This is a genomic window from uncultured Acidovorax sp. (genome assembly GCF_964021665.1).
In the GTDB taxonomy this organism is placed as follows: domain Bacteria; phylum Pseudomonadota; class Gammaproteobacteria; order Burkholderiales; family Burkholderiaceae_C; genus Acidovorax; species Acidovorax temperans.
Genome location: NZ_CAXIAK010000017.1, coordinates 41,846 through 52,825, shown reverse-complemented (window position 1 = coordinate 52,825; position 10,980 = coordinate 41,846). Strand labels below are relative to the sequence as shown.

Here is a 10,980-nt window from a genome sequence, read left to right as displayed (position 1 = left end):
ACATCACCGGCCTTTGACTGCAGCGTGAGCTTGCCTGCGCAGATGGCTTGCCCCACCGCCATGGCCGTGACCGTCTTGCCCATGGACATACCGAAGAATAGCGAGTCGGAGTCTGCCGGTGCATTGAACGCCGAGTACACGATGGTGTTGCCGTCCAGCAGCGCAAAGGCTTTGGCTGGCCGTTGGCCGACGAGGGCGTGAGCACGGTCTACGAGAGCGCTTTCTCCAGCCGATGGCGCGCGTGTGTTCAACGCGCTCGGGTTAGGGCTTGGCTGCGTGATCTGGAACCAGCGTGGGCCAGTCTTGGCCAGCAGCCATTCATCCGGAGCAGCGGCACCGCCATCAGCCACCGGAGTGACCTGAGCCATGGCCTGAGCGCAGAAAGTCAGGGCAGCGGCCGCCAGCAGCCGCAAGGTGTGTTTGGTGGTGAGCTGCTTCATTGGATACCTTTCAGAAACGCCAGAACGTCTTTCACGGCTTGCTCTCGGGCCTTCTCGTTACTTTCCACCGTGACCCAGGACGTCTGCCTGCACTTTGGTACGTAGGCGTTCCATTCCGCGTTATCGGTGAAGGTCTTGCCCGAATATTTGTCGTGAGCTGGACCCCAAGTGCGGTCGTTTGCTCCGTAGGGCATTCGTACGTCCATGGAGCAGAGATTGAAGTTGCCTTCGTTGTGTTTCTTCCAGGGCATATTGAGGCGGTCGAAAACGTGCGTTGCACCTTGATATACCTTGTAGCTCACTGGATTGCCTGCTGCGGCGTACTCCTCCGCTAACTCCATACAAGGCTTCGGCAAGGTCATGTCATCCTTCTCACCTAGCACCATAAAGATTGGAGCGGGTAGTTTGCTGTGGTGGTCCACCCGGTAGCGCATGTTGCAGCCGGGATAAACCGCTACCCCGCCAGCCCATTTCAAGTTGGCGGGAAGCACATGCTGCTGGTACGTCGGCCATGCCGCATCCAGCAAGGCCTGCCCGCCTCGCGACCAACCCATGTGGAAGATATGGCTGCTGTCGATCTGGGGGTGGGTTGCCAGCAGCTTGAGCGCATACAGGGCATCCGTAGTGTTGGCCACGGTATTCCAAGTCAATTGCTTTGTGGGGCCAGTGACTCTGTCCTCTCCACGCGGCTTGAAACTGTCCACCACAAACACAGCATACCCCGCGTTATTCAGTGCTTTGGCCCACACATCGAAGTATAGGCTGCTTACGCCCTCACTGCCGTGCGAGAACACCACTGCTGGCACCTTGCCGCTACTCGCTTGAGTTGGCATTAATAGATCGCCATAAACCGTCACTTCAGGACCCAACCGGCCACGGATCAGTGCCCAGCGGTGGTCGGGGGTGGAGGATGTAAACTCGATACGGCCGGTTTGACCGCCACTTAGGTCTGAAAGTGGTGCAGCCTTGACTGCTGGTGACAGGAAGACCGTAGTCCAAACTGACGCAATGAGACACAAAGCAGAGAGCTTTTGTTTATTCATATTGGACAAGTACAAGGATTCAACAAAACGACGTTGGCAACCGCGACTATTGCGCTTTGGGTAGGTGCCGTTCGATAAAGGCAAGAATGTCGCTGCGCATGATCTCGGTGTAATTGTTGTTGCGACAGACCGGAAACTGGTTGTACTTGTTGAGCGCGTTAGAGCAACTGCCATCGACTCCTGGCCGACCAATGCCGCCGCTGGGTGAATCCCATGAGTGAGTGGCACCTTCAAAGTTGGTCCACTTCTCAACGCCTTTGAATACCTTCTCAACATTGCACTGCGACAAAGGCGTTGCCGAGTCATTAGTGCCGGTAAAAGCAATCACCGGAGCCACATAGTTGCCAAGAGGTGGGGCAAACTGCTTGTCGGTGGTGCCACTGGGGGATTTTCCAAAGATCGACTCTTTGACATAGCAGTTGGGGTACAGCGATGCACCGCCCACCAGCAAGGATTTCACCTCACCGCTGAGGTTGTGATTGCTGAAAGCTCGCAATACAGTCCAACCACCTTGACTGCCGCCGACCACAAAAGTCTTCTTCGGATCAGCGCCTTGGCTTTGCGTAAAACGTGCTGCTGCGATCAGATCAAGCACGCGCATGTTGGCACCGTACTCCGTCCACGCGAGCCAGTTCTCCGACCTTCCGCGTGACCAGTAGGAGTCCAAGATAAGCACGTTGGCCTTGAGTTCTTTGCGCAGCCAAACCGCCATATCCACGTTGGCCGGGGAGATGCCGTGGCCACCGTGCACGATGATCACGGTGGGCTGCTCAAACACGCGCCCCTGCTGAGGGCTCCAGCTTGAGATCAGCTTCCCCTTGCCGTTGTATGCGGTGACGTTGGCGGCAAACAGATTCATGCCGTAAGCCGCCATGGGTCGCTCCAATTCCCAACCATTGGGTCTTTCGGGGGCGAACTGCACAGTGATGGCCGGTTGAAACTTCTCAACAGAGATCACATCTTCATTTGCATGGCTGGTCATTGAAGCCACGCAGATAGCCATCACGGCGGCTAAGCGAGAAACAGCCTTGAGAAATTGTCTGGTCATGAGCACGCTCTCTTTGTTGGGTGATTCATCAGTGAAGCTGCAGAGGCCGTGAGTCCACGCGCATCCCGTAGTGATCAAGCTCTTTCGTGCTTATCGCGGACATTGCATCACTCTGGCAGCGCAGATCAGCAATGCGCTTGCCACTCTGCTCGACCACCACTCCCTTGCGTCCATTTTCACCGCCACCGGCATAACGACATAGCGGTAGTTGCCCTTGTCAAAGGACAAGAAGCTCACAGCAGTACCGTCTTGAGCAACCTGTGAGCCACGCTGGAAAGCTGAAGCCGCACCAGCGCTGCCGCTCGGATACTCCATCTCTACCGCCCTTTCCTGAGGTGCAATCCGGTACGTCAACTGCTCATTGCCACCCGCGCGGCAAACACAAACCGAGGCGCACCTCTTGCCGGCGGAACACGCAAAGATCGGGGTCTCAGCAGCGGTGCAGAGATACGGGATAGTCACAGCCGCAGCCGTTACGTTGGCTGGCGAAGCGACTTACGCTACAGCGGATGCCCTGTTCGCAGGCGCTGGCGTGGCTACGGCTGGCGCAGGCTGAGCGACTGGCGAGACCTCGGGTGGAGGCGGCTCCGCTGGTTTGGCCTCGGCCGCTGGCGGCGCTTCACCGGCAATCTTGGCAATCTCCGCTTCGCTCTTGTCGAACACCCGGAGCATCGCCAGATCGTGGAAAAGTCCCATGAATGCCAAGTGTCCCGTGAGCTTGACCAGTATCTCCTTGCTGCCTTCGGTTCGCTGGACGGTGTATGTCACATTGCCCTTGACCGTATTGCCCTCCAACGCTGCGCCTTGAGGCTCGTACGTGCCGCGCAGGTGACCGCAAACTCTTTCTCAGCCTTGCCTTAGGCCGAAATGTCACCCTGACATCCTTGGACATGACGCGATATCAAAGCAGCAGCGCCGAAGCCGGATTCTTGATGGAGTCTCAACGCTCCGCTCTCCGTCAACCAAAAAAGCCCAAGCAGTTCAGCTGCTTGGGCTTTTTTCTTGTCAGCGCCGCCCCTGCCCCCTGGGCCAGCACCACAGATCGGCAGAAGCATCCCCACAGCTCACACCGCAAGCCGCTGTCGCACGATTTCTGCAAAGTAACGTCCGCCAATCGGCAGCACGGCGTCGTTGAAGTCGTATTGGGCGTTGTGCAACGGCACGCCACCAGTCGCCCCTGTGGCGCCATTGCCGATAAAGACGAAGGCACCGGGCACGGCGGTGAGGAAGGCGCCGAAGTCTTCCGAAATCATCATCGGCGCAACGTTCGCGTCCACGTTGCTATGGCCCACCACGGCCTGCGCAGCGCGGATGGCCACCGGGGTGCATTGGGGCCAGTTGATGGTGGGGACGAATTCGTGGGTGTATTGCACTTCACAGGTAGCGCCGTGGGCTGCGGCAATGCCGTGGCAGATGTCACGCATGCGGCGCTCTAGCAACGCCTGCACCTGGCGTGAATAGCTGCGCGTATCACCCTTGATTTCCACATGGGTGGGCAGCGCGTTGCGAATGCCATCGCTGTGGATTTCGGTGCACGACACCACGGCGGGCTCGGCAGGGTCTACCGCGCGGGCCACGATGGATTGCAGGGCCAGGATGATCTCGGCCGCGACGACCAGGGGATCAATGGCCAGATGTGGGCGGGCCGCGTGGCCGCCCCGGCCAGTGATGCGGATGACGAAGTTGTCTTCGCTGGCCATGATGCCGCCTTCGCGCGTGGCGATATGGCCCACGGGCATGCCCGGGATGTTGTGCGCACCGTAGATTTCATCGACAGGAAAGCGCTCAAACAACCCGTCGTCCATCATGGCGCGTGCGCCGCGCCCATGCTCTTCGGCAGGCTGGAAGATGAAGCGCACCGTGCCGTTGAAGTCACGGCTTTGGCTCAGTAGCTGCGCTGCGCCCAGCAGCATGGCCATATGCCCGTCGTGGCCGCAGCCGTGCATGCAGCCAGGGTTGCGCGAGATGTGTTCGCGCCCTTGCGCCGTCTCGGTCATGGCCAGAGCATCCATATCGGCGCGCAGGCCGATCACGCCCTGGCCCTCGCCCACCTTCAGACTGGCTACCAGGCCGGTGCCGCCAATGCCCTGGTGCACTTCCAGGCCCATGGCCCGCAACGCAGCGGCAACGAAGGCTGCGGTCTTGTGCTCGTTGAACCCGGTTTCCGGGAACTGGTGCAACTCCCGGCGCCAGCGCACCATCTGGGTGCCCAGTTCTGTGTCCACATACATGCGGTGCCTCCTGTTCAGGCAAGTTGGGTTTGCAGGGAATGCGCGGCTTGCCACGCTTGCTGGCGCTGCAGCACTTGCTCCGCACTCTGACCCACCAGGCGGGTGTATTCGCGGGGGGCGGTAGCGCCTTCGGTGCTGATGATGAGCACGCGCGACTCGGCCGTGAGCCCGACCTGCTCTGAGCGCCGCGGATCACTGCGCAGCCACTCCAGCGCTGCCAGCCCGGCAACACCCGATTCACCCGCAACGATGGGGGTGTCACGTTCGCTGCCCTGGGCCAAGCTGCGCATGGCTTCGATGGCCTGCTCGTCCTCAATCGTCATGAAGGCGTCTACGCAAGGCTGCAGAAAACGCCAGGCCAGGGGCGATGTTTCGCCACAGGCCAGACCAGCCATGACGGAATCGACCGTGCCGGTGGCCTTGGCTGGGCGGCCCTGGATGGCGCTTTGCAGCAGGCAGTCGGCCTGGGCGGGCTCCACCGATATAAAGCAAGGGCGCTGGGCGCCGTGGTATTCCCAGAAATAGCTGGCCAGGCCAGCCGCCATCCCGCCCACCCCGCCTTGAAGGAAGACGTGGGTGAAGGTCCCCGCCCTGCCACGCTGTGCACTTGTCTGCTCCACGATCTCTTCGGCAATGGCGCCATAGCCCTGCATCACATCGCGTGGAATGTCCTCGTAGCCGTCGTACGAGGTGTCGGCAATCACCTGCCAGCCGTGGGCTGCGGCGAGGCGTGCTGCTTCCTGCACCGATTCATCGTAATTGCCGGCAATGCGCACGATGTCCGCGCCATAGGCGGCAATGGCCTGCTCCCGTTCGGGGCTGACGTGGGCGTGCAGCACGATGACGCAGCGGCACCCGGCGTCTTGGGCTGCGGCAGCCAAGCCCCGTCCGTGGTTGCCGTCGGTGGCGCTGATCACGGTGTAGCCACGCAGCGCTTCTGCATACCGGCCGGTGAGGATGGCGGCAGGTTCAAAGTCGGGGTGCAGCCGCAAGATTTGACGCACCAGGGCGATGGGAGCGCCCAGCGCCTTGAAGCTGCCCAGCGGTGAGCGCACCGATTCATCCTTGAGACACAGGCGGCCCACCTGGCAACGCGCAGCCGCATCGGGCAGGTCGTACAGCGGCGTGGCGTTGGGATGGATGCCACGCCAGGAAGACAACCACTCACGGCTTTGGTGCGCCTGCGCGATGTTCATGATGGCCGACAACTCCGCAGGGTAGTCGGCGCGCGTGGCGCGGGGGTTCAGAAACAACATGGTGGGGCCTTCTGGGTGGGGGAATAAAAAATACACTGGCAATCGGTGGCCGGTCACTGCCCACGCAGGCAGTCTTGCACCACATCCAGCAGCACCTGGGCACCCAGGGCCAGCTGGTCATCGTCGGTGTGCTCACGCGGGTTGTGGCTGATACCGCCGCGGCTGGGCACAAAAATCATGGCTGATGAGGCGATGCGGGCCAACATCTGCGCGTCATGCCCAGCGCCAGAGGTCATGCGGCGGTGCGGCACCCCGCGCCGCTGTGCTGCAGCCTGAATGCGATCGGTCAAAGCCGCGTCGAACACCACGGGTTCAAAGCGCACCAGTTGCTCGGTTTCAACCGTCACGCCCTCGCGCCCGGCCAGCGTGGCCAGAAAATCGGCCAGACGGCTCTCTGCGGTTTGCAGACGCTGCTCGCCGGGGTCGCGCAGGTCCACGGTGAAGGTAGCTTTGCGGGGGATGACATTGATCAGGTCGGGCTCCAGGCGCAGCGACCCGACCGTGGCGAGGGTCGTTTCAGGCGCCGCGCCCACCACCTGCTCGCGCAGGAAGGCCACGCAAGCCGCAGCTGCGTAGCCGGCATCGTGGCGCAGCCGCGTGGGCGTGGTACCTGCGTGGTTGGCCACACCGGTGATGGTCACCTTCTGCCAGGAGATGCCCTGCAAGCTCTCCACCACGCCGATGAGTTTGCCTTCGGCCTCCAGCACCGGGCCCTGCTCGATGTGCAGTTCGATGTATTCGCGCGGCACGATGGCGCCCGGCGCCATGTCACCCGCGTAGCCAATGCGGGCCAGCTCGTCACCCAGGCGTGTTCCGTCGGTGCCCACGGTGTTGAGCGCTGCCTGCACATCCATGCCACCGGCATACACCAGCGAGCCCATCATGTCCGGCTGGTAACGCACGCCTTCTTCGTTGGTGAACGCCGCCACCACAATGGCACGCGCCGGGCGCAGGCCTGCCTGCCGGTAAGCACGCACCACGGCCAAGCCCGCCAGCACGCCATAGCAGCCATCCAGCGCGCCTGCATTGCGCACGGTGTCGATGTGTGAACCCATCATCAAAGGCTGGGCCATGCCTCCAGAGTGTTCGGCATGCAGTACGCCAAAGATGTTGCCGATCTGGTCCACGCGCACTTCCAGGTCCAGTTCGCGCATCCAGCGCACCAGCAGGTCACGCCCGGTTTTTTCTTCGTCGGTCAGGGCAATGCGGGTGCGGCCGCCTTGCGCTGCATCGTGGCCGATGGCACCGAGTTCGCGAAGCTGTTCCAGCAGTTTTGCGGTGTCCAACAAGGGGTCTGGCAAGGCCATGTGGGTTCTTTCACAGGGGGATGGCTGTGAATAATATTTCGCGTGCCAGAATCAGTTTTCGAAAAATCGATCTGAAAACTGAACGTTTTTCAACATTGGCAACGAAAGCGCCCCGATGAAGCTGGACAACTATGACCGCACGCTGCTGGCGGCCCTGCAAGGCGATGGGCGCGTGCCCCAAAGCGAACTGGGCCAGCGGGCCCACCTCTCGACCGCGGCGGTCAACCGCCGACTCAAGCTGCTGGAAGGCGCGGGGATGATCGAAAAATTCTCGGCACAACTGAGCCCGCGCGCACTGGGCTACGACCTGACGGTGATCGTGGAAGTGAAAGCCGAAAACGAGCGCGCCCACCTGCTAGACGAGATGCAGCGCCGCTTTGCCGCGTGCCCCCAGGTGCAGCAGTGCTACTACGTCACCGGCGAGTGGGACTTTGTGCTGATCTTCCTGGTGCGGTCGATGGACCAGTATGTAGAACTCACGCGGGAGCTGTTTTTCGAGTCGGGCAACGTGAAGTCATTCAACACCCTGGTGGTGATGAACCGAGTGAAGACCGGCAGCACGGTGCCGGTGGACATGGTCTGAACCGGGCGCATCGCGCTCCAAGACCACGGCAGCAAGCCAAGGCTCAGGCCTACGCGCCCCACACTGCGGGCTCAAACACCCCGGTTGCGCATCCAGTCGGCCGTGCCCATGAAGCTCTCGCGCAGGCGTGCGCGCAGGTCGTCGGGCACGCCGGTCTCACCCATGGCCTGGTCCATGCAGGCCACCCACTGGTCACGTTCTTTGATGCCAATGGAAAACGGCATGTGCCGCGCACGCAGGCGCGGGTGGCCGAACTGGTCGGTGTAGTACGACGGGCCGCCCAGCCAGCCGCACAGGAACCAGAAGAGCTTTTGCCGGGCGCTGTCCAGTTCAGGGCCATGGGCGGCGCGCAGTTCGGTGTAGGCGGGCTCCAGGTCCATCAGGTCGTAGAAGCGGTCGGTCAGGGCGTGCACGCGGGCCTCACCCCCAATCCATTCAAACGGGGTGATGGTGTTGGCGGCTTGGGTTTCTTCATTCATAGTCAAATTGGCCGCTAGCGCTTGATAGACAAGCGCCAGCAGCTCTGTTTTTTATAGCATTTTATTCGGCGGCGCGGCGCAGCGTCTCGACCACGGGGCGGCGCAGCACTTCGCGCAGGCCCCACCACCCGGCCAGCAAGGCCAGCACGGCGCCAGCCAAGGCCCCGGCCAGCGGCACCCACAGCGATGCCGTCCAGGCAAAGTCAAACACGTAGCGTGCCAGCCCCCAGCCCACGCCCACGGCGACAGCGCTGGCCAGGAAGCCGGCCAGCAGGCCCACGCCCACCAGCTCTGCGCGCTGCACCTGGCGCAGCAGGCTGGCGCGGGCGCCCACGGCGCGCATGATGGCGAACTCGCGCGCGCGTTCCTCGCGCGTGGCGGTCACAGCCGCAAACAGCACCACCAGCCCGGCCGCCAGGGTGAAGGCAAACAAAAACTCCACTGCGCGGATCACCTGGTCGAGCACGCGCTGCACCTGGTTGATGGCGCTGGCCATGTCCACGTTGGTGATGTTGGGGAATTGGCGCACCAGCGCGTTGTCAAAGCCCTGCACTTCAGGCGCGCGATAGGCTGCGAGGTAGGTGATGGCCACGCCTTCGAGCTGCTGCACCGGGTACATCACGAAGAAGTTGGCGCGCATGGAGCCCCAGTCCACCTTGCGCAGGCTGGTGATGCGGGCTTCGTTCTGCACGCCGCCAATGTCGAACAGCAGGCGGTCGCCCAGCTTCAGGCCCAGGGTCTCGGCAATGCTTTCTTCCACACTCACGGCACCGGCCTCGTTCTCGGTCCAGCGGCCCGCCACGATCTGGTTGTGGGGGGGCTGCTGCACGGCGGTGGAGAGGTTGAACTCGCGGTCTACCAGCCGCTTGGCACGGTCTTCGGTGTAGTTGTCCGGCCCCATGGGTTGGCCGTTCACGGCCAGCAGGCGGCCGCGAATCATGGGGTACCAGTCGTACTTGGCCACGCCGTTGGTCTGCAGGTTTTTCTGGAAGTCGTCGGCCTGCTCGGGCATGACGTTGATGACGAAGCGGTTGGGCGCATCCGGCGGGGTGGCCTGGCGCCAGCTGCTGATCAGGTCGGTGCGCAGCAGCACCAGCAGCACCAGGGCCAGCAGGCCCACGGCCAGGCTGCTGACCTGCACCACGGCATAGGCCGGGCGGGCCGAGATTTGCCGGGTGGCCAGCACCAGCCAGCGCGGTGCGGTGGTTTCATTCACGCTTTTGCGCAGCAGCTTCACGGCCACCCAGCTCAGGCCCGCAAACAGGGCCACGGCCCCGGCAAAGCCGCCCACGGCGATGAGGCCCAGCTTGAGGTCACTGCTCACGGCCAGCAGCAGCGCGGCAAAGCCCGCCACACCCACGCACAGCACGGCCAGCGATGCGGGCTTGAGACCGCCCACATCGCGTCGGATGACGCGCAGCGGCGGCACCTGCGCCAGTTGCAACACAGGCGGCAGGCCAAAGGCCAACAGCAGTGTGAGCCCCATGCCCAGGCCAAAGGCCACGGGCCACAGGCTGGGCGCGGGCAGGGCCGATTCGACCAGGCCCGACAGCAGCAGCACAAACACGTTGTGCACCAGATAGCCCACCGCCACGCCCAGCGCGCTGGCAAATACGCCAATGAGCGCAAATTCGGTGGTGTAGGCGCCCGCAATGGTGCGCTGGCTTTGTCCCAGCACGCGCAGCATGGCCGATGCGTCCAGGTGGTCGGCCGCAAAGCCGCGCGCGGCCAGCGCCACGGCCACGGCCGAGAGCAGCGCGGCCAGCAGGGCCACCAGGCTCAAGAACTTCTGGGCGCGGTCCAGCGTCTGGCGCATCTCGGGGCGGCCGCTTTCCAGCGATTCCACCCGCACGGCGCGCACGTCGGGCTTTTTGACCTCTTCAGCCGCCCATTCTGCAAACGCCTTCACGGCGGCGGGCTGCCCCGCCACGGCAAAGCGGTAGGTGATGCGGCTGGCAGGCTGCACCAGGCCAGTGGCGGGCACATCGGCCGCGTTGAGCATGACGCGCGGCGCAAAACTCATGAAGCCCGCGCCACGGTCAGGCTCAATGACGATGATGCGGGCAATGCGCAACTGGGCATCGCCCAAGAGGAGCTGGTCGCCCATGGCCAGGCCCAGGGCATCGAGCAGGGGGGCATCGACCCACACCTCGCCGGGGGCGGGAATGTCACGCGTGGCTTGCTCGGCGGCGCCGGGGGCATCGGCCACCTTGAGCGTGCCGCGCAGCGGGTAGCCCGGCGCAACGCTCTTGAGGGCCACCAGCTTGCTGGCGCCCCCCTGCGCATCACTGGCCCGCCCCATGGTAGGAAAGCCCATGGTGCCCACGGCTTGCAAGCCCAGCGCCTGGGCCTTGTCCACAAAGGCCTGGGGCGTGGGGTTGTCGCTGGCGACCACAACATCGCCGCCCAGCAGTTGCAGGGCGTCGCGCTGCAGCCCGCCCTGGAGCCGGTCCGCAAAAAAACCCACCGAGGTGAGCGCGGCCACGGCCAGCGTGACGGCCACCATCAACAAACGCAGTTCACCCGCGCGCAGGTCGCGCAGCAAGGTGCGCCACCCAAGGCGCAGGAAAGACAGTTTCATAGGGGGCAAACC

General features: G+C 63.1%; 9 protein-coding genes and 1 pseudogene. 1 reads left to right on the top strand and 9 read right to left on the bottom strand.

Going from position 1 to position 10,980, the window contains the following annotated elements; all coding sequences use genetic code 11:
• From AADJ04_RS05985 to AADJ04_RS05955, 7 genes and pseudogenes are all read right to left on the bottom strand, one after another.
• Nucleotides 1-440: pseudogene (locus AADJ04_RS05985) on the bottom strand (serine hydrolase); the annotation flags it as partial.
• Nucleotides 437-1,483 (bottom strand): dienelactone hydrolase family protein, encoded by a 1,047-nt coding sequence (locus AADJ04_RS05980; protein ID WP_341239050.1) that lies wholly within the window; start codon nucleotides 1,481-1,483, stop codon nucleotides 437-439. The gene AADJ04_RS05980 and the pseudogene AADJ04_RS05985, both read right to left, overlap by 4 nt.
• Nucleotides 1,484-1,529: 46 nt before the next feature.
• On the bottom strand, nucleotides 1,530-2,531 hold the full coding sequence (locus AADJ04_RS05975) for a dienelactone hydrolase (protein ID WP_341239049.1): 1,002 nt from the start codon (nucleotides 2,529-2,531) through the stop codon (nucleotides 1,530-1,532).
• Between the two features lie 495 nt (nucleotides 2,532-3,026).
• Complete coding sequence (locus AADJ04_RS05970) at nucleotides 3,027-3,299, bottom strand: hypothetical protein (protein WP_341239048.1); 273 nt, start codon at nucleotides 3,297-3,299, stop codon at nucleotides 3,027-3,029.
• A gap of 296 nt (nucleotides 3,300-3,595) precedes the next feature.
• Nucleotides 3,596-4,762, bottom strand: a complete 1,167-nt coding sequence (locus tag AADJ04_RS05965) for a M20 aminoacylase family protein (RefSeq protein WP_341239047.1) — start codon at nucleotides 4,760-4,762, stop codon at nucleotides 3,596-3,598.
• A gap of 14 nt (nucleotides 4,763-4,776) precedes the next feature.
• The gene (locus AADJ04_RS05960; protein ID WP_341239046.1) at nucleotides 4,777-6,018 is read right to left on the bottom strand and encodes a diaminopropionate ammonia-lyase; all 1,242 of its coding nucleotides are present in this window, start codon (nucleotides 6,016-6,018) and stop codon (nucleotides 4,777-4,779) included.
• A gap of 53 nt (nucleotides 6,019-6,071) precedes the next feature.
• Nucleotides 6,072-7,325, bottom strand: coding sequence for a Zn-dependent hydrolase (locus AADJ04_RS05955; RefSeq protein WP_341239045.1), 1,254 nt, complete (start codon nucleotides 7,323-7,325; stop codon nucleotides 6,072-6,074).
• A 115-nt stretch (nucleotides 7,326-7,440) separates the two neighbouring features.
• On the opposite strand from AADJ04_RS05955, the gene AADJ04_RS05950 reads away from it, so the two are divergent.
• A complete protein-coding gene (locus AADJ04_RS05950) occupies nucleotides 7,441-7,908 on the top strand; it encodes an Lrp/AsnC family transcriptional regulator (RefSeq protein ID WP_341239044.1) in 468 nt (155 codons plus the stop codon).
• A gap of 71 nt (nucleotides 7,909-7,979) precedes the next feature.
• Here the strand turns inward: AADJ04_RS05950 and AADJ04_RS05945 are convergent, their stop codons facing one another.
• Both AADJ04_RS05945 and AADJ04_RS05940 read right to left on the bottom strand, forming a co-directional pair.
• Entirely contained in the window at nucleotides 7,980-8,387 is a 408-nt protein-coding gene (locus tag AADJ04_RS05945; protein WP_341239043.1) for a group II truncated hemoglobin, read from the bottom strand.
• Between the two features lie 61 nt (nucleotides 8,388-8,448).
• The gene (locus tag AADJ04_RS05940; RefSeq protein ID WP_341239042.1) at nucleotides 8,449-10,968 is read right to left on the bottom strand and encodes an FtsX-like permease family protein; all 2,520 of its coding nucleotides are present in this window, start codon (nucleotides 10,966-10,968) and stop codon (nucleotides 8,449-8,451) included.
• Nucleotides 10,969-10,980 lie beyond the last annotated feature (12 nt).

Excerpts from the sequence above, each read along its gene's own strand:
- AADJ04_RS05980 (WP_341239050.1), bottom strand. The coding sequence starts at position 1,483 with ATGAATAAACAAAAGCTCTCTGCTTTGTGTCTCATTGCGTCAGTTTGG.
- AADJ04_RS05975 (WP_341239049.1), bottom strand. The coding sequence starts at position 2,531 with ATGACCAGACAATTTCTCAAGGCTGTTTCTCGCTTAGCCGCCGTGATG.
- AADJ04_RS05965 (WP_341239047.1), bottom strand. The coding sequence starts at position 4,762 with ATGTATGTGGACACAGAACTGGGCACCCAGATGGTGCGCTGGCGCCGG.
- AADJ04_RS05960 (WP_341239046.1), bottom strand. The coding sequence starts at position 6,018 with ATGTTGTTTCTGAACCCCCGCGCCACGCGCGCCGACTACCCTGCGGAG.
- AADJ04_RS05955 (WP_341239045.1), bottom strand. The coding sequence starts at position 7,325 with ATGGCCTTGCCAGACCCCTTGTTGGACACCGCAAAACTGCTGGAACAG.
- AADJ04_RS05950 (WP_341239044.1), top strand. The coding sequence starts at position 7,441 with ATGAAGCTGGACAACTATGACCGCACGCTGCTGGCGGCCCTGCAAGGC.
- AADJ04_RS05945 (WP_341239043.1), bottom strand. The coding sequence starts at position 8,387 with ATGAATGAAGAAACCCAAGCCGCCAACACCATCACCCCGTTTGAATGG.
- AADJ04_RS05940 (WP_341239042.1), bottom strand. The coding sequence starts at position 10,968 with ATGAAACTGTCTTTCCTGCGCCTTGGGTGGCGCACCTTGCTGCGCGAC.